We start from the raw sequence: 18,081 nt of genomic DNA, 5'->3' as shown, positions 1-18,081 counted from the left end.
GCGGGGAGCTTGTTCTTAGCCAGATTTTACTTTGGTAATAGCCTTCTGATTTTCTTTTTCATAAGTTTCAAAACCGTAAAACGCTATGGTATAAATCCCAAAAACTCATAAGAAGCAGTACAGCAAAGCTCCCCGCCTGGACAGGAGGGTTTGGGGGTGGTTGATTTCCGGGCTTCGAAATTTCACTTCAAGCTCAACAGCAACTTCAGAGTATAAAACCAAAGTCCTCCCCTGTTTTAGGAAAGGATTTAGGTGGGGTAAATTCGTACCTTTGCCCTCCCAAAACTCAACAAAATGTCGCAGGTTATAAACCTTTACCGGAATGCGTTTGGCGGTCTGTCGCAGGCTTCCTGGATGCTGGCGCTTATCATGTTCATCAACCGGGCGGGCGCGATGGTGGTGCCGTTCCTGAGCGTCTATTTAACTGAATCCATGGGTTTTAAGCTGAAGGATGCCGGTATTATTATGAGTTTGTTTGGCATGGGCGCAACTTGCGGAGCGTTTCTGGGCGGTTGGCTCACGGATAAGATCGGGCATTTCAAGGTACAACTTACCAGCTTGTTTCTGAGCAGCGGCATGTTTCTGGTTGTACTGCAACTTAAGACTTTTGAAAGCCTGGCCGTAGGAATTTTTTCCCTGAGCCTGGTAGCGGAGTGTCTGCGACCGGCCAATGCATCTTCAGTGAGTTATTACGCGAAACCGGAAAATGTAACGCGGGCTTTTTCACTGAACCGGATGGCGAGCAACCTGGGCTTTTCCATTGGTCCGGCCTTAGGTGGTTTGCTGGCGAGCATTGCGTATAAATGGCTTTTCATCGGCGATGCTATTACCTGCTTTTCGGCGGGTATTTTCTTTTATTTATACTTCCGTTGCCGCACCGGTTTTAAAACCCAAAAGCATAGCGATCCGGACAATCCTCCGCAAAACGCTACCGAAAACGGACAAAAAACTGCCAAGGCCCGCTCGCCTTACACCGATTTAAAATTTGTATTGTTTGCGATATTGAGCTGCATCTTTGCCACTACGTTTTTCCAGTTTTTCACTACCCTTCCCATTTACTACCGCAAAGTTTACGAGCTTTCCGAATCCGGAATTGGTTTGCTTTTAGCGCTGAACGGACTATTGGTTTTTGCGCTGGAAATGGTGGTGGTTTACCTGATCGGCGATAAATTCAAATTGTCGCATTTAATGGCTTTGGGTACGCTGGTAATGGGTTTTTCTTTTGTAATTCTGAACCTGTTCGAAGGGCACCCGGTGCTTTACGTGGCAATGGCTATTCTGAGCGCTTCTGAAATTCTGGCTATGCCGTTTATGGCAACTGTGGCCGTACAACGTTCCAACGCTCTGAACCGCGGTTCTTACATGGGTTTGTACACCCTCTCTTATTCAGCGGCGCACATTATCAGTCCTTATCTGGGAACCAATATTATTGCCAGTTTCGGGTTCGAAACGCTTTGGTGGACGTTGGGCGGAATGAGTATAATTGCGGCTACCGGTTTTTATTTGCTGGTACCGAAATTACAATGGGAATCCAGCCAGACATCGTAGGCACAGGGTTTGACCTGTCCGCACATTATTGCGACTGAATATTGCGACAAATTATCCGGAACACGATTTTTGGGATTCTGATAATTGCCTGGATTATAATTAATGAAAATGTGGGATCAGGAATGCGTCCGGACAGGTCAAGCCCTGTCCCTACCAAAAATCCTGTCAATCCTAAAAATTCCCAAAATCGTGTTCAGACAAATTTCCCGGCTGAATCATTTTTTCCTAACTGTGTAAGTGCTACTTTGCAGCTCCCAAAGCCAATTAAACTACCGGCTTATGAAAAAATATTTGCTCGTTTTGCTGTTGCTCTTCCGGTTTCCAGGCTGGGGTTTTGCGCAAAACAGTTTTCCGTCGCTGGAAAGCTGCATTAAGTTTGCGTTCAAGAACCGGCCCGATCTTCAAAACGAACGCCTTTCGGAAACGGTAGTGCAAAACCAGAAAAAACTCGCTTCTTCCGCTTTATTGCCGCAGGTTAAAGCCATTTCTACCTTCGACGATTACCTGAGCCTGCCGGTTCAACTTATTCCTTCCGAATTTCTGGGAGAACCGCCGGGCGAATTCCGGCCGATCCAATTCGGTACGCAGTATAATTTTAATTACGGACTGGAAGCGAATTTGCCTTTAATAAGCACGCAAAACTGGTATAACCGAAAAATTGCCGAAACCGAAACCGAGGTTGCCAAATACCGCAAATTCAGCAGTTTTCAGCTGGCCGCCGAACAAATTGCCCGCACGTATTACACCGTGCTGCTTACCCGCGAAGCCACGGCCATTGCGCTCGAAAACATGCAGGTGAACGATACGCTGCTGCTCACCGCCGATCAGAAATTTAAGAGCGGCATTTTAGAACCGCTGGAACACAACCGCCTGAAAGCCTTGCAAATTGAAACCCGGCAAACCTGGCAGGATAACCAGACGGCTTACGAACGCAATTTGCTTTTGCTCAAAAACCTGCTCGCTTTGCCGCCCGATGCACCTTTGGAACTCACCGAAAAGTTATCGGATACGCAACAGGAAGATATAAGCCTCACCACCACTTCCGAAGAAAGCAACCAATACCTGGCTTTGCAATGGAAAACGCGGGTAGCCGAACGGGAATGGCACAAACAGCAAGCGCGTTGGGCGCCGGAAATTTCGGGTTACGGGCGTTTTACGCGGCAGGTGCAAAGCGAAGAATTCAACGTTTTTGCTTCGGACTTGCCCTGGTTTGAAATTGGCGTGGTTGGCCTGCGGCTCGACTGGCCTATTTTTACCGGCTTCAATCGGAGCGTTTCTATAAAACAAGCCAACCTGAACCGGCAAATTGCGGCGAATAATTTGGCGCAGCAAAACCTGAAAACCAAACAGGAATATGCCGAATTATTGGTCGATTACCGCAATGCCAAAAGCAGCCTCGATTCTTACCGTGAACACTACGTTTTGTACCAGGATAATTACGCGCTGGCCATGTATAAATACCGCCACGACGTTTACAGCACCGACCAGTTGCTACAGGTTTACGGCGAAAAACTTCGTTCGCAGAACCGCTACATTTACGCCATGGGAAATTACTACATCAGCCGCTCTTTGATCCAGCTTAAAAATCAGTTTGCCCAACCTGAAAACAACTTGCCTTATGAATAGCACCCGGCACTTTTTTAGCCGTTTTCCCTACCGTTTCGGGCTGGCAATTTTGCTGGGTTTTGCGGCGGCCTGCAATTCAAAAAACGAGACCATTAAACCTGAAATAAAACCTTTAACCGAAGCCGTTTACGCTTCCGGCCACGTAGTTTCGGACCAGGAATACCAGGTTTTTGCGCAGACTGAAGGCATTTTAAATGAAAAGCAGGTGATAGAAGGCAAGCCGGTAGCTAAAGGTCAGGTGCTTTTTGTGCTGGAAAGTCCTCAGCAAACGGCCAAGCAGCAATTTGCGCAGGAAGCTTACGACGTAGCCAACAGGAATTACCAGAACCAGGGTCCGGCTTTGCGCGAAGCCCGTTCGGCGCTGGATGTAGCGCAGACCAAACTTCAGTTCGACGAAGCCAACTACAAACGCTACCAGGATCTTTTTCAAAACCGCGCCACTTCCAAAGCCGAATTCGAGAAATTTCAGCTTACTTACGAAAACAGTCAAAGCGAATACCAGGCCGCCAAAAGCCGCTACGACAAACTCAAAAACCAGCTTTACCTCGACCTGCAAAACGCCGAAACCAACCTGAAAGTAGCCAAAGATGAAACCAGCCGTTCGGAGGTAAAAAGCGAGATAGAAGGTGTTCTCCTGAAAACCCTGAAAGAACCCGGCGAACTCGTGAAAAAAGGCGAAGTGATTGGCATAGTTGGTCAATTAAGCAATTTTTACCTGAAACTGAGCGTAGATGAACTGGACGTAAATCGCGTAAAAACCGGTCAAATTGCATTGGTAAAAATCGATGCTTATCCGAACAAGATCTTCAAAGCCAAGATCGCTAAAGTTTACCCCATCGTAGACCAGCGGGATCAGAGTTTGCGCGTAGATGCCGAGCTTATCGATAAACTACCGGGCTATTATTCCGGCCTTGCGTTGGAAGCAAATATCATCATCCGGAAGAAAGAGCAGGCGCTGGTAATTCCGCGCACGGTACTGCTTCCCGGCGATTCGGTGGAGTTAAAAAAGAACGGCGATGTGCAGAAAATAAAGATCACCAAAGGCGTGGAAACGCTTTCGGAAGTTGAAGTTTTAGCTGGTTTAGATAAGGATTCGGAAGTTGTGCAGCCATAGAAAACGGTAGGGTTTTGGGGTAAAAAAGTGCTTTAAAACTTTAACAACTTATTGCGTCATTCCGAGCAACGCCGAGGAAACTTATGGGGACTTCTATGAAATTCAGAGCGATGAGCGATTGAATTCCTTAAAGGTTCGGTATGCGCTAGTTCCCTCAACTTCGTTCGGGATGACCTGATAAATTGACGTAAAAACGGTATCGAATTCAACTAAAAAACTCAGAAAAACCAAAATAATGAACCTCGCATTTCAAATAGCCAAAACGCACCTTTACGCCAAACCGAAGCAAACCATTGTGGCAATGCTGGGCGTAACGTTTGGCATTGCGATGTTCATTGCGATGGTTAGTTTAATGACCGGTCTGAACAATTTCACAGAAGAGCTGACGATGACCTCCACGCCCGACATCCGGATTTACAACGATGTAACCGAGCCGCGGCCCAGTATTCTGGAAGAAGCTTTACCGAATAATAAAAGTCTGAAAGTTGTCCATCATCCGAAGCCGAAAAAGGAAACGCCCAAGCTAAGAAATGCTTTCCAGATGGCCGATTTGTTGCGCCGCGATCCAATAGTTTTAGGCGCTGCGCCGTTGCTTACTTCGCAGGTATTTTACAATTATGGTCCGGTGCAATTGCCAGGAAATATTGCCGGCGTAGATATTATGGAGGAAGACAAACTTTTTAACCTGCGCGCCAAAATAAAAACCGGCCGGCTCGAAGATTTGCTCACTTCTTCCGATGGCATCCTGGTGGGAAGCGGCCTGGCCCGAAAAATGAACATGCAGGTCGGCGATCGCATCATTATTACCACGCCCGAAGGCTATACCATGACCCTGAAAATTGTGGGCACTTTCCAGTTCGGCCTGGGCACCATCGACAACACGAAAGCCTACGCCAATATTTCCACGGTGCAAAAGATCCTGCAGAAAGACCAGAGCTACATTACCGATATCAACGTAAAGCTCCGTGACATCGATCTGGCAAAACCCAAAGCCGTAGAATTGCAGAAGCTTTTTGGCTACAAAGCCGAAGACTGGGAAACTGCCAATGCGACCTTTTTAACCGGTTCGATCATCCGCAACATTCTCACCTATTCGGTTTCCATCACACTTTTAGTTGTGGCAGGCTTCGGCATTTACAATATCCTGAACATGACGATCCACAACAAAATGAAAGACATCGCCATTCTGAAAGCTACCGGTTTCGGCGCGCGCGATGTCCGGAATATTTTCATGATCCAGTCGCTGGTTATTGGTTTTTTCGGCAGCATTTTCGGGTTAATTATTGGCTTGGGACTCTCCTACCTTATTTCGCTGGCTCCGTTCAACGGCGGCGATTTTATCAGCATCAACCATTTACCGGTAAACTTTAACCCAAAATTCTACATCATCGGCCTGATCTTCGGTTTGGGAACGACTTCCATTGCCGGTTATTTACCAAGTCGCGGCGCCGGCAAAATTGATCCGATTGAGATTATTCGGGGACAATGATTTTGTATGATTGACTGAATGAGAAATTAATTTATTGCGTCATTCCGAGCAACGCCGAGGAAACTTATGGGTACTACTATTGAATTTGAGCGAAGTAATAAATCTCTTTCAGAAAGTTCGGTATGCGTTAGTTCCCTCGGCTTCGCTCGGGATGACCGCAAAATGTGATGGCGACAGACAATATTAAACGCTATGAAAACAGTACTGAAAACTGACCATGTAAACAAATACTTTTATGAGCCGCAGAAATTTCAGGTACTGAAAGACATTAACCTGGAAGTGCGGCAGGGCGAGTTTTTGTCGCTGGTCGGAAAATCTGGTTGCGGGAAATCTACCTTGCTTTACGTCATTTCCACCATGGATACTGATTACGAAGGCACGCTGGAAATAAATGGTATGCATTTGACCGGAAAAACTCAGAACGAACTGGCGCGCTTCCGCAACGAACACATTGGTTTTGTTTTTCAGTTTCATTTCCTTTTACCGGAGTTTACAGTGCTGCAAAACGTGATGATCCCCGCGCTGAAACTGGGTAAATATCCGGAGAAAGAAATAGAAGCGCGCGCCATGGAAAAACTGAAATTGCTCGGTGTAGAAGAACACGCAACCAAACCGGCCAGCAAACTTTCCGGCGGACAGCAGCAGCGCGTAGCCATTGCCAGAGCCTTGATCAACGATCCCGCCATCATTATGGGCGACGAACCAACCGGCAACCTCGACAGCTACAATTCCCAGGTAGTTTTCGATATGTTCCGGCAAATAACTTCCGAACTCGGCCAAACCATTATCACCGTAACCCACGACGAAGATTTTGCCGCTAATTCCGATCGTATTGTAGAAATGAATGACGGCATGATAATCGGTAGCCACGAGAATAAAGTGCGGCCGGAAAAACGGTAGGTTTTGGGCTGAAAAAAGTACTGATTTTTTAAATCATTAAGGCGGCATTTTCTTTATTTCCAGCGGCAGTGAAATAACCACCCCGAACCCCTCCTTGAAAAGGAGGGGAGCTTTTGGTTCCTGCTATTTTCTGACTTTTTGAGCCTATTAGCATAACGTTTTCTGCCGTTTGCTACAAATTTCTGAAGTTAAAATTCAGCAGTGCGGCAACTCCCCTCCTTTTCAAGGAGGGGTTCGGGAGTGGTTATTGTCAGCTGTGCAAAACAAAATAAAAAAGTAGCGCAGGGTTTAAACCCTGCGCTACTTTTTTTGATCAATGAATAAAACTTAGGCCAACAGTTAACTCACCCCGCTTCCATTATTAACCACCGCCGAAGGCTGCATAAACTTTAAACTACCATCCGCATTTTCCGCCATCAAGATCATCCCCTGGCTTTCAATTCCTTTTATTTCGCGCGGCGCTAGATTTACCAGAACGGCTACCTGCTGTCCAACAATGGCTTCCGGCACGAAATGCTCCGCAATGCCGCTTACAATGGTGCGCTGATCAATGCCGGTATCTACTTTCAGCTTCAGCAGTTTTTTGGTTTTGGCTACTTTTTCGGCTTCCAGAATGGTTCCGATCCGGATATCCATTTTCTGAAAATCGTCGAAGCTGATGTTTTCTTTGGCCGGCGCTGCTTTCGCGTTTTCCAGTTGGTTTGCAGTTTTGGTATCGAGCAGTTTTTGGACCTGTTTCTCTACCGTGGCATCTTCCACTTTTTCAAAAAGCAGCTTTGCTTCGCCAATCGGGTGGTTTGGTAAAATGTATTCCGCCGTGCCAGCTTCTTCCCATTTGCCTAAATGAATGTTCAGCATATCGGCTAAAGCTTTGGCCGAAGTTGGCAGGAATGGCTCCATTACAATGGTTAACGAACCGCAGATCTGCAGGGCAATATTCAGGATGGTTTGAACGCGGGCTTCGTCGGTTTTAATTAGTTTCCAGGGCTCGGTTTCAGCTAAATATTTGTTCCCTAAGCGCGCCAGGTTCATTACTTCCTGTAAGGCTTCTTTAAAACGGTATTGTTCTATGGAAGCGGCAATCAACGCCGGGAATTTCGACATTTCATCCAGTACCAGCTTATCCATTTCGGTCAGTTCGTTTTTAGCCGGAACTTTGCCTTCGAAATATTTATGCGTAAGCACCAAAGCCCGGTTTACAAAGTTGCCTAAAATGGCTAAAAGCTCGTTGTTGTTGCGCGCCTGGTAATCTTTCCAGGTGAAATCATTGTCTTTGGTTTCCGGGGCGTTGGCGCACAAAACGTAACGCAAAACGTCGCCTTTGCCTTTGAATTCTTCCAGGTATTCGTGCAGCCAAACGGCCCAGTTTCTGGAGGTAGAAATTTTATCGCCTTCTAGGTTCAGGAATTCGTTGGCTGGTACGTTATCTGGCAGAATAAAATCGCCGTGCGCTTTAAGCATCGCCGGGAAAATAATGCAATGGAAAACGATGTTGTCTTTGCCAATGAAATGCAGCAGCTTCGTTTCCGGATCTTTCCAGTATTTTTCCCAATCATCGGTTAGATCTTTAGTAGCCGAAATGTAACCGATCGGCGCATCGAACCACACGTACAGCACTTTGCCTTCGGCGCCTTCTACCGGAACCGGTACGCCCCAATCCAGATCTCGCGTTACCGCACGTGGATGCAAACCACCATCGATCCAGCTTTTGCATTGGCCGTACACGTTGGTTTTCCAATCGTCTTTGTGGCCTTCCACGATCCATTCGCGCAGCCAGCCTTCGTATTGATCTAAAGGCAAATACCAGTGTTTGGTTTCCTTCATCACCGGTTTTTCGCCGCTCAGCATGCTTTTCGGATTGATCAGGTCCGTGGCATTCAACGAACTTCCGCAACTTTCGCACTGGTCGCCGTACGCATTTTCGTTGCCGCATTTCGGACAGGTTCCTACAATGTAACGGTCGGCTAAGAATTGCTGATTTTTCTCGTCGAAATATTGCTGCGAAACCTGCTCAACAAACTTGCCTTCTTCGTACAGTTTTTTGAAAAATCCGGAAGCGGTTTCGTGGTGCGTTTGGTTGGAAGTGCGCGAATAAATATCAAAGGAAATGTTGAAATCGCGGAACGCATCGCCCATCAATTTGTGGTATTTATCTACCACCTGCTGCGGCGTTACGCCTTCTTTCTGGGCCCGGATCGTAATTGGAACGCCGTGTTCGTCGGAGCCGCAAATGAATTTCACGTCGCGGTTGTTGGAGCGCAAATAACGCACGTAAATATCGGCGGGAAGGTAAACGCCGGCTACGTGGCCAATGTGTACGGGTCCGTTGGCGTATGGCAGGGCGGCGGTAACGGTATATCTTTTCGGTTGCATTTCTTTCAATTTGGAGATTTGAAAATTTGAAGATCTGAAATTCAATTTCAGTTTTCTTACAAATCGAGTTTCAGAAATTGAAAGCTGCCAACTTAAAAATCTTTAAAAACGGTAGGATTTTCGGGCAAAAAACTGCTTTCCGGTTTCTGAAAAACGTGCAAAGATACACAAAAAGCAGGCTGAATAAAGGGCTGAAATGCTTTACTTTTTATAGCCGAGACCATAGCGTTTTCAGTAACACTGCTTTACGAAAAGTTCTTTCTGGTAACAGTTTAGCAAAACCGGCAACTATTTTCAGTAATTGATCTTAAATTAATTTACCTTTTCAATTCAAATCCCGTATATTACTGCATCTAAATATCTGAATATCTAAAATTTAACGGCTCTTTAAGTTAATAATTTATTCTGAACCTGAATTTTCTGGCAAAGCCAGCAACGATCTACTATTTATTAATAACCGCTTACTATGAAAAAAGAAAATAAGAAAGGCACTAAAAGCTCTGAGAAAAAACCGGGAAAGAAAAAAACCGGCAAAAAATCGCTGGCTGCAGCTACCAAACAGCTGGAACGCGATATGGATAAAAAGCTGAAAAAAGCTATTAAAGAACTGAAAAAAGATAGCAAGAAAACGCTGAAAAGCCTGATAAAAGACGCTAAACGCAAATTTAAGGATAGCTCCGAATATGTGAGCGAAGAAATGCTGGAACCGATCGCAGAACAATTTGAAGAACTGACCGGCGGAGCAAAACCAAAACGTGGCAGAAAAACCGGCACTGCAACGGCTGCTAAAACTACTACCAAAACCACCACAACAACCCGGGGCCGTAAACCGGCTGGTGCAACCACCGCTACCCGCGGCCGCACCAGCACTACTCGTACTACCAAAACCACTACCACCAGCACTGGTCGCGGACGAGGTCGCCGTCCGGCTGCCTCCTCCGAAAATGTTCCTTCTGCTGCAAGCAACGAAACTACCGGGGTAGAATAAGTACCAGATCTGATAAACAAACACAAAAAAACCGGCATCTTACTAAAAGAGCCGGTTTTTTGTGTTTAAAGTATATCGTTTCCGGAATTATCTTACAATGGTATCGTTCCCAACGTTGCGCATCTGGCGGGGGCGCTCTTCGGTTGGTACATTAGCCGGCGCATTCGGGTTACTGCCTTCTTCAATGTTCTGTTTCCGGTTGGTTTCGCTGGCTTTTTCACTCAGGCGTAACTGATCGCCGGTAGGAATCGGGTTGGCATTTTGCCGGATGGTTCTTTCAGTGCCTTGTTCGTAAATAGCCTGGCGTTGGGCATCGTTTGAAATTACGGCTGGCGTAACCGTTACATCGGGTTCGCCCTGCTCTTTTACTGTGGAGCAAGCCAGCATAAAACAAAAAGCCAAAGCGCCAATGGCCGGCAACTTCAATAATTTTTCAAACAATTTACCTGCGGTTTCCATCTGCATCTATTTTCTCAGGCTTTACGCTCCGGCAAGCTTTATTGTTGGAAGTTCGGGCGGGTGCGCTCCTGAAATTACTGCAGCACAAACGGTTTATTAAAATCCTTATATTTCTACTAAAAGGTGCTGCAAGCCAGATTTGGTTTTTCATTTCTTTACAAAATCCAGCGCCGCCGAATTCATGCAATAGCGCAAACCCGTTGGCTTCGGCCCATCGTCGAAAACGTGACCTAAATGCGCGCCGCAGCGGTTACACAATACTTCGTCACGGGTCATGCCCATGCGGTTGTCTTTCGCTACCTTTACATTGTTGCCGATCTTATCGTAAAAGCTGGGCCAGCCGGTTCCGGATTCGAATTTGGTTTCCGATCTGAAAAGATCTAACCCGCAACAGATGCATTTATAAATTCCTTTTTGTTTGTTGCTGTTGTACTTGTTGCGGAAAGGTGTTTCGGTGCCTTTGCGGCGCGTTACTTCAAATTGTTCCGGCGTTAATTGTTTTCGCCATTCGGCCTCAGATTTCACAACCGTATCCCGGCCGGTTTTCGGACTTTTAGTGATCTTTATTCCCTCATAGCCCGGACTTTTTTGCCCATTTTGCATAGCGTTTTTAGTGTCGCTTTTCTGGCCGCAGGCTGTTAAACTGAAATTCAGAAGGAGGAGAAAAATAAATACTTGTTTCATGGTTTAGTTCGATTTTAAATTCCGGAAAGGCAAACATGATCTTGTTATAAAAGAAATAGAAAGCCGCTCTTTATTAATAAGTTTAAGCAAGGCAAAAAGTTTGGAATCGACTTCTGTTTTAAAAAGCGCATTAAATTTCGTATTTTTGCACCCGCAATGAAAAACCTTACCAGTCTTTTGGCTTCTGCCCCACACTGATTTTCCCTGCTTTCAGGCAATTATTCTGCGTAGCTTCCCGGCTGTTGCGTTTGTCTGCTTTTTATAATTCCAGCAAATATTTTAAGTAACAATAATATCTAACGCCCATACTTTTTAGGCGCTAAGGCATAGCATTTCCTTTTCCAAAAATTTATGAATTTCAGTTTACCTGCTTTTAAGCAAATTAACTATAAAGTTGAGATCCTGGCCGGCCTTACCGTAGCCATGACCATGATTCCTGAGTCGCTTTCGTTTGCCATTCTGGCCGGATTTCCACCGCTGGTTGGTTTATATGCCGCTTTTATAATGGGCTTGATTACGGCTGCTTTTGGCGGAAGACCCGGCATGGTTTCCGGCGGTGCGGGCGCTACGGTGGTAGTTTTAATTGCTTTAATGCAAAGCCACGGCCTGGAATATGTGTTAGCAGCAGTGGCTCTAACTGGTGTTTTACAAATTCTGGTGGGCATTTTTAAACTTGGCAAATTCATCAGACTGGTGCCGCAACCGGTTATGTTCGGGTTTGTAAATGGTTTGGCGGTAATCATTTTCATGAGCCAGCTGGAGCAATTTAAATCTGTGGTAAACGGCGAAACAACCTGGCTTGCCGGTCAGGCGCTTTACACCATGCTGGGGCTTGTGGCTTTAACCATTGCCATTATTGTTTTTCTTCCGAAGATCACCAAAGCTGTTCCGCCATCGCTGGTTGCTATAATCGTAGTTTTTGCGTTGGTTATGGGCCTGAACATCGATACCAAAACTGTTAAAGATATTGCTTCGGTGAGCGGTGGTTTCCCGCCTTTCCATATTCCGCAGGTACCTTTTACATTCGAAACGTTGCAAATTATTTTCCCTTATGCCTTAATAATGGCCGGAGTAGCTTTAACTGAAAGTTTGCTTACGCTGAACCTGGTAGATGAAATAACCGGTACGCGCGGCCGCAGCAATCAGGAATGTGTGGCACAGGGTAGTGCCAATATTCTGAACGGCTTTTTCTTCGGCATGGGTGGTTGCGCCATGATCGCACAAACACTGGTAAATTTAAGCGCCGGCGCCAGAGCACGGCTTTCCGGCATAATTGCGGCACTTACCATTCTGGTAATTATTCTGGTGGGTGCGCCGGTTATCGAAAACGTGCCGATGGCAGCTTTGGTTGGTGTAATGGTCATGGTGGCTATCGGCACATTCGAGTGGATCAGTTTCCGGATCATAAACAAAATGCCGAAGCACGATATTTTTGTGGGCATACTCGTGGCAGTAATTACCATCTGGCTGCATAATTTAGCTTTGGCAGTATTGATCGGCGTTATAATTGCTGCCCTGGTTTTTGCCTGGGAAAGCGCCAAACGCATTCGCGCCAGGAAATACACAGATGCAAACGGCGTGAAACATTATGAAATTTACGGCCCGCTTTTCTTTGGTTCTGTCGTGAATTTCACCGAAAAGTTCGATGTCATGAACGATCCGCAGGAAGTGATAATCGATTTTAAAGAAAGCCGCGTAGCCGATATGAGCGGTATTGAAGCGCTGAATAAACTAACCGAACGCTACCTGAAAGCCGGCAAAAAGCTGCACTTAAAACACCTGAGCCCTGATTGCTTGTTGCTGCTCAAAAATGCCGACGCCGTTATAGACGTAAATATCCTGGAAGATCCGCATTATGCGGTGGTTACAGATAAACTGGCTTGACCCCACCCCTCCCCTAAAAACAGGGGAGGGAGCTTCTTCTTTTTTTTCAGCTTCGCTGAAATTTCTCACGCATTTTGCGTCGAAAGTCCTCCCCTGAATTAGGGGAGGATTTAGGTGGGGTGGAACTACTGCTAAGATCAACGCGTTGCTGCCGGAAATCTGCAACACTGACTAAATACGAGATCCATAACCTGCCGCACTTAAAAATAAACCGACAGGAACTTCGCAAAAATCAAACTTCAGCCGAAGAAACGCTTTGGCAGCTTTTGCGCAAGGAACAATTATTTGGAAGAAAATTCCGGCGGCAGCATAGCATCGAAAATTTCATTGTCGATTTTTATTGCGCTTCCGAAATGTTAGTTATTGAACTGGACGGCGTCCATCATGCTGAAAAGGAGATTTTCGAAAATGACGAAATAAGAAATGCCCGCCTGCAGCAACTGAATTATAAAGTTCTGCGATTTCCCAAACGAAGCAATTTTCATTTATCCGGATGCCGTTTTAAGAACAATTGTAGAAAATTTCCAAAGACAAAAAGCTACCTAAAACTCACCCAGAGTTTTAAGCAACAAAACCATAGCGTTTCCAAAACACATTCCCGAAAAAGCTTCCTCCCCTGAATTAAGGGAGAGCTGGGGTGGGGTTTGAACTCTTTTGCCTAACCGCTGCGTTACCACACAAATACCTCTGAAACGGTATCATTATCAACTAAAAAACTAAACACGAAACAGCAGTTTGTAAAGGTTAGAAAAATTGCCTATAAAAACGATTTTTTCTTCGTACCTTTGCGGCCTGATATAAAAACTCAATGCAAAGTATCCGTAATATTGCCATTATTGCCCACGTTGACCACGGCAAAACGACCCTGGTTGACAAGATCATCCACGCTTCTAAGCTTTTTGACGAGCACCAGCAGTTCGACGACCTGATCCTGGACAACAACGACCTGGAGCGCGAACGCGGTATCACCATCGTTTCTAAAAACGTTTCCGTTCGTTATAAAGGTGTAAAGATCAACGTAATCGATACGCCTGGTCACGCCGACTTTGGCGGTGAAGTTGAGCGTGTATTGAAAATGGCTGACGGCGTATTGCTTTTAGTTGATGCTTTTGAAGGCGCCATGCCACAGACCCGTTTCGTACTGGGCAAAGCCATCGACTTAGGTTTGAAGCCAATTGTGGTAGTAAACAAAGTAGATAAAGAAAACTGCCGCCCTGATGAAGTACATGAGCAGGTTTTCGACCTGATGTTCAACTTAGGCGCTACCGAAGACCAGTTAGACTTCACTACGCTTTACGGTTCTTCGAAACAAGGTTGGATGAGCACCGACTGGAACAACAAAACCGAAGACATCACGCCTCTTTTAGATGCTATTATTGAAGTAATTCCGCAGGCGCCGTTCCGTGAAGGTACTCCGCAGATGCAAATCACTTCCCTTGATTATTCTTCTTTCGTAGGTCGTATCGCCATTGGTCGTGTGCACCGCGGTACTTTGAAGGAAGGCGCTAACATGACGCTGTGCAAGCGTGATGGCAGCATGAAAAAAGTAAAGATCAAAGAACTTCAGGTTTTTGAAGGTTTAGGCAAAGCGAAAGTAGAAGAAGTTTCTGCCGGCGAAATTTGCGCTGTAACTGGTATCGAAGGTTTCGACATTGGCGATACTATTGCTGACTTCGAAAATCCGGAGCCATTAGAGCGTATCTCGATCGACGAGCCGACCATGAACATGTTGTTCACGATCAATAACTCGCCGTTCTTTGGTAAAGAAGGTAAATTTGTAACTTCCCGCCACTTACGTGAGCGTCTGTTTAAAGAAACCGAGAAAAACTTAGCACTTCGCGTTGCTGAAACCGACAAAGAAGATACGTTCCTGGTTTATGGCCGTGGTATTCTTCACTTGTCAGTTCTTATCGAAACGATGCGTCGTGAAGGTTATGAATTACAGGTAGGTCAGCCGCAGGTATTGTTCAAAGAGATCGATGGCGAACGTCACGAACCAATTGAGCATTTAGTAGTTGACGTTCCGGACGAAGTTGCTGGTAAAGTAATTGAACTGGTAACCATGCGCAAAGGTGAACTGACCATCATGGAGCCGAAAGGTGACTTACAACACCTGGAATTCAATATTCCTGCGCGTGGTCTGATCGGTCTGCGTAATAACGTTTTAACAGCAACTGCCGGTGAAGCGATCATGAACCACCGTTTCCAGAGCTACGAACCATTTAAAGGTCCGATCCCGGGCCGTATCAACGGTTCATTAATTGCCATGGAAACTGGTCCGGGTACTGCTTATTCTATCGATAAACTGCAGGACCGTGGTGTATTCTTCGTAGAGCCAGGTGAAGATGTTTACATGGGTCAGGTAATTGGCGAGCACTCGCGCGGTAACGACTTAACGGTAAACATTCAGAAAGGCAAGCAGCTGACCAACATGCGTGCTTCCGGCTCTGACAACAACGTGAAGATCGTTCCTAAGAAACAATTCTCGCTGGAAGAAGCCATGGAATACATCCAGAAAGATGAATACCTGGAAGTAACGCCGAAATCTATCCGGATGCGTAAGATCTGGTTAGACGAAAACGACCGTAAACGCTACGAGAAAAAAGTAGAAGCTATGTAATTTACCTGCCGTGAAAACGGTATGGTTTTAATACGAAAAAGTCCTGTTACAATATGTAGCAGGACTTTTTTATTGCACTGATTGGATGTTGCAAAATGTTAAGTTACCTTTCAAAGTATATTTAAAAGCTTTAAAAACGGTATCAAAATCCATGAAAAAAGTCGCTCTGCTTTTATTGATTTTCCCGCTCCTGCAACTAGCTTGCGACAATGGCCAGGAGTGTCCACAAGTCAATCGCTTCTTTAATATTACCGGCTTAGGAGTGAAGGCAAACTCGTATGAATTACAAAACGGAAGCTATATTAACCGAAATCTGAATGACCTGGATTCGGCGAATTTTCATGATTTTTATTTAACGGGCACGTTAAAAGCTGAATACTATGGGGTAATTCCGAAACCCGGCCTTACAATTTTCCCACGAGCTTTTGCCCGCGATGTAGAACCTTGTCCGAGTGCAGGCTATAAAGGCTCAGAAGAAATATTAGCAGGGTTTTATATGATCTCATTGGGGAAATATAATGCAGATTTCCTACCCGGCGATACTCTTACAAATGCGATCTTAATAAATAGTTTGCCGGTTTCTAATTATCTAATCGAAAACAGTCAGCAAATAAACTTTCAGGAGTTTACCGTAAAACTAAAGGAAAAACCAGACCCTAAAGAATACCAATCGTTTAAAGTGATCTATAAACTAAAAAACGGCGAAACCTACGAAGTAACGACGCCCCGCTTCAAGCTTTATTAAAATTAATTCCGAAAGATTCCGACGTAGAAAAACGGTATCATTTTCCTCTTAAAAACTCCCGGCAGCCATCGGGAGTTTTTCTTTATACCCTGCACCAGCCTTCCAGTAAAATAAAAATTACAATTTGAAAAAACCTTAACTTAAACCGTTATATTCAGGTTTAAGGATTTAATCTTCCCGCTAACATCAGGCTATGAAAAAACCGCGTATAGAACACGACTTTTTGGGCGAACGCGCCATTCCGGAAAACGTTTACTACGGCATTCAGACGGAACGCGCCCTCGAGAATTTTAATATTACCGGCATTCCCATTAAAGTAGAACCGGTTTTTGTGCAGGCTTTAGGCTACGTAAAAAAAGCGGCAGCCATGGCCAACCGCGATCTCGGCGTAATAGACCCTAAAATTGCCGATTATATTATTGCTGCTTCAGACCGCGTAATTGCCGGCGAATTCAACGACCAGTTTTTAACCGATATGATCCAGGGCGGCGCGGGCACTTCGGTAAACATGAATGCCAACGAAGTAATTGCGAACGTAGCATTGGAAATGATGGGCCACGAAAAAGGCGAATACGATTTCTGCCACCCCAACAACCACGTTAATTTTTCGCAATCTACCAACGACGCCTACCCTACTGCTTTCCGCATTGCACTCATCAATCGTTTAACCGTTTACAGCCATGCTTTAGGTTCCTTAGCCGAAGCTTTTGCGCAGAAAGGGGTGGAATTTAAGAATGTGCTGAAAATGGGCCGCACGCAACTTCAAGATGCCGTACCGATGAGCATGGGCGACGAATTCAACGCTTTTGCAACTACCTTACGCGAAGAATTGCTGCGCATTGAAGACAGCAAGAATCTGATTTCGGAAATAAACATGGGGGCCACCGCCATTGGTACCCGCGTAAATGCGCCCGCCGGCTATGCCGAACTCGTAACCAAACACCTCTGCGACATTACAGGCCTGAAACTTACTTTAGCGCACGACCTGATAGAAGCCACATACGATACCGGCGCCTACGTACAACTTTCCGGCGTTTTAAAGCGCACGGCTGTAAAAGTCTCGAAGATCTGCAACGATCTGCGCCTGCTTTCTTCCGGACCGCGCACCGGCTTGTTCGAGATCAATTTACCACCTATGCAGCCTGGTTCTTCCATTATGCCCGGCAAAGTAAACCCCGTAATTCCGGAAGTTGTGAACCAGACCGCATTCTACGTGATCGGCGCCGACTTAACTGTTACCATGGCCGCCGAAGCCGGACAATTACAGCTGAACGTGATGGAGCCGGTTATTTCTTTCGCGCTTTTCACCTCGCTCGCTTACATGACGAACGCCTGCAACACGCTCCGCGAAAAATGCGTGGTGGGCATAACGGCCAATGCCCAACACACCGAAAGTATGGTGCGTAACAGCATTGGCATTGTTACGCAGCTAAACCCGGTAATTGGCTACGAGCTTTCCGCCGAAATTGCCAAAGAAGCCCTGCTCACCGGAAAATCTGTTTATGATATTACTGTGAACGAACGCAAAATAATTACCCAGGAAAAGTGGGATGAGATCTTCACTTTCGAAAACCTGATCCGCCCGGTTTTCATCCGGTAAAAACGCTATGCTTTTAAGCCTGAAAAGTCAGTTGGTGCAAACCGGCTGGCT

Annotated in this window: 14 protein-coding genes; 11 read left to right on the top strand and 3 right to left on the bottom strand. The window is 45.8% G+C overall.

Going from position 1 to position 18,081, the window contains the following annotated elements:
- The first annotated feature begins 294 nt into the window (after nt 1-294).
- From ACFPIB_RS12560 to ACFPIB_RS12540, 5 genes are all read left to right on the top strand, one after another.
- Nucleotides 295-1,548 (top strand): MFS transporter, encoded by a 1,254-nt coding sequence (locus ACFPIB_RS12560; RefSeq protein ID WP_378017809.1) that lies wholly within the window; start codon nt 295-297, stop codon nt 1,546-1,548.
- Nucleotides 1,549-1,827: 279 nt separating this feature from the next.
- Entirely contained in the window at nt 1,828-3,174 is a 1,347-nt protein-coding gene (locus tag ACFPIB_RS12555; RefSeq protein WP_378017808.1) for a TolC family protein, read from the top strand.
- The gene (locus ACFPIB_RS12550) at nt 3,167-4,288 is read left to right on the top strand and encodes an efflux RND transporter periplasmic adaptor subunit (protein WP_378017807.1); all 1,122 of its coding nucleotides are present in this window, start codon (nt 3,167-3,169) and stop codon (nt 4,286-4,288) included. The genes ACFPIB_RS12555 and ACFPIB_RS12550 overlap by 8 nt, the downstream gene beginning before the upstream one ends.
- A 235-nt stretch (nt 4,289-4,523) precedes the next feature.
- On the top strand, nt 4,524-5,777 hold the full coding sequence (locus ACFPIB_RS12545; RefSeq protein WP_378017806.1) for an ABC transporter permease: 1,254 nt from the start codon (nt 4,524-4,526) through the stop codon (nt 5,775-5,777).
- A gap of 192 nt (nt 5,778-5,969) precedes the next feature.
- Nucleotides 5,970-6,677: an ABC transporter ATP-binding protein gene (locus ACFPIB_RS12540; protein WP_378017805.1), complete on the top strand. Its 708-nt coding sequence runs from the start codon at nt 5,970-5,972 to the stop codon at nt 6,675-6,677.
- Nucleotides 6,678-7,016: 339 nt separating this feature from the next.
- Here ACFPIB_RS12540 and metG read toward each other — a convergent pair whose 3' ends face one another.
- Entirely contained in the window at nt 7,017-9,068 is a 2,052-nt protein-coding gene (gene metG / locus ACFPIB_RS12535; protein ID WP_378017950.1) for a methionine--tRNA ligase, read from the bottom strand.
- Between the two features lie 448 nt (nt 9,069-9,516).
- Between metG and ACFPIB_RS12530 the strand changes: the two genes are divergently transcribed.
- Nucleotides 9,517-10,038, top strand: coding sequence for a hypothetical protein (locus ACFPIB_RS12530; protein ID WP_378017804.1), 522 nt, complete (start codon nt 9,517-9,519; stop codon nt 10,036-10,038).
- Between the two features lie 87 nt (nt 10,039-10,125).
- Here the strand turns inward: ACFPIB_RS12530 and ACFPIB_RS12525 are convergent, their stop codons facing one another.
- Both ACFPIB_RS12525 and msrB read right to left on the bottom strand, forming a co-directional pair.
- Complete coding sequence (locus tag ACFPIB_RS12525) at nt 10,126-10,503, bottom strand: hypothetical protein (RefSeq protein WP_378017803.1); 378 nt, start codon at nt 10,501-10,503, stop codon at nt 10,126-10,128.
- Between the two features lie 141 nt (nt 10,504-10,644).
- On the bottom strand, nt 10,645-11,181 hold the full coding sequence (gene msrB, locus ACFPIB_RS12520; protein WP_378017802.1) for a peptide-methionine (R)-S-oxide reductase MsrB: 537 nt from the start codon (nt 11,179-11,181) through the stop codon (nt 10,645-10,647).
- A gap of 351 nt (nt 11,182-11,532) precedes the next feature.
- Here msrB and ACFPIB_RS12515 point away from each other — a divergent pair, with 351 nt between their 5' ends.
- The 5 genes from ACFPIB_RS12515 (at nt 11,533) to aspA (ending at nt 18,030) form a co-directional block, all read left to right on the top strand.
- Nucleotides 11,533-13,065 carry a SulP family inorganic anion transporter gene (locus ACFPIB_RS12515; RefSeq protein WP_378017801.1) on the top strand — a complete coding sequence of 511 codons (1,533 nt, stop codon included), beginning with the start codon at nt 11,533-11,535 and terminating at the stop codon, nt 13,063-13,065.
- Between the two features lie 119 nt (nt 13,066-13,184).
- Complete coding sequence (locus ACFPIB_RS12510) at nt 13,185-13,685, top strand: endonuclease domain-containing protein (RefSeq protein ID WP_378017949.1); 501 nt, start codon at nt 13,185-13,187, stop codon at nt 13,683-13,685.
- 188 nt (nt 13,686-13,873) lie between these two features.
- Nucleotides 13,874-15,685, top strand: a complete 1,812-nt coding sequence (gene typA, locus ACFPIB_RS12505; RefSeq protein WP_378017800.1) for a translational GTPase TypA — start codon at nt 13,874-13,876, stop codon at nt 15,683-15,685.
- A gap of 151 nt (nt 15,686-15,836) precedes the next feature.
- The gene (locus tag ACFPIB_RS12500; RefSeq protein WP_378017799.1) at nt 15,837-16,430 is read left to right on the top strand and encodes a hypothetical protein; all 594 of its coding nucleotides are present in this window, start codon (nt 15,837-15,839) and stop codon (nt 16,428-16,430) included.
- Nucleotides 16,431-16,623: 193 nt separating this feature from the next.
- Nucleotides 16,624-18,030, top strand: coding sequence for an aspartate ammonia-lyase (gene aspA / locus ACFPIB_RS12495; RefSeq protein ID WP_378017798.1), 1,407 nt, complete (start codon nt 16,624-16,626; stop codon nt 18,028-18,030).
- Nucleotides 18,031-18,081: the final 51 nt, after the last annotated feature.

It is taken from the genome of Adhaeribacter terreus, from assembly GCF_042657365.1.
Taxonomy (GTDB): domain Bacteria; phylum Bacteroidota; class Bacteroidia; order Cytophagales; family Hymenobacteraceae; genus Adhaeribacter_A; species Adhaeribacter_A terreus.
This window is presented reverse-complemented; position numbering and strand designations above follow the sequence as displayed.

Excerpts from the sequence above, each read along its gene's own strand:
- ACFPIB_RS12560 (WP_378017809.1), top strand. The coding sequence starts at position 295 with ATGTCGCAGGTTATAAACCTTTACCGGAATGCGTTTGGCGGTCTGTCG.
- ACFPIB_RS12555 (WP_378017808.1), top strand. The coding sequence starts at position 1,828 with ATGAAAAAATATTTGCTCGTTTTGCTGTTGCTCTTCCGGTTTCCAGGC.
- ACFPIB_RS12550 (WP_378017807.1), top strand. The coding sequence starts at position 3,167 with ATGAATAGCACCCGGCACTTTTTTAGCCGTTTTCCCTACCGTTTCGGG.
- ACFPIB_RS12545 (WP_378017806.1), top strand. The coding sequence starts at position 4,524 with ATGAACCTCGCATTTCAAATAGCCAAAACGCACCTTTACGCCAAACCG.
- ACFPIB_RS12540 (WP_378017805.1), top strand. The coding sequence starts at position 5,970 with ATGAAAACAGTACTGAAAACTGACCATGTAAACAAATACTTTTATGAG.
- ACFPIB_RS12530 (WP_378017804.1), top strand. The coding sequence starts at position 9,517 with ATGAAAAAAGAAAATAAGAAAGGCACTAAAAGCTCTGAGAAAAAACCG.
- ACFPIB_RS12525 (WP_378017803.1), bottom strand. The coding sequence starts at position 10,503 with ATGCAGATGGAAACCGCAGGTAAATTGTTTGAAAAATTATTGAAGTTG.
- msrB (WP_378017802.1), bottom strand. The coding sequence starts at position 11,181 with ATGAAACAAGTATTTATTTTTCTCCTCCTTCTGAATTTCAGTTTAACA.
- ACFPIB_RS12515 (WP_378017801.1), top strand. The coding sequence starts at position 11,533 with ATGAATTTCAGTTTACCTGCTTTTAAGCAAATTAACTATAAAGTTGAG.
- typA (WP_378017800.1), top strand. The coding sequence starts at position 13,874 with ATGCAAAGTATCCGTAATATTGCCATTATTGCCCACGTTGACCACGGC.
- ACFPIB_RS12500 (WP_378017799.1), top strand. The coding sequence starts at position 15,837 with ATGAAAAAAGTCGCTCTGCTTTTATTGATTTTCCCGCTCCTGCAACTA.
- aspA (WP_378017798.1), top strand. The coding sequence starts at position 16,624 with ATGAAAAAACCGCGTATAGAACACGACTTTTTGGGCGAACGCGCCATT.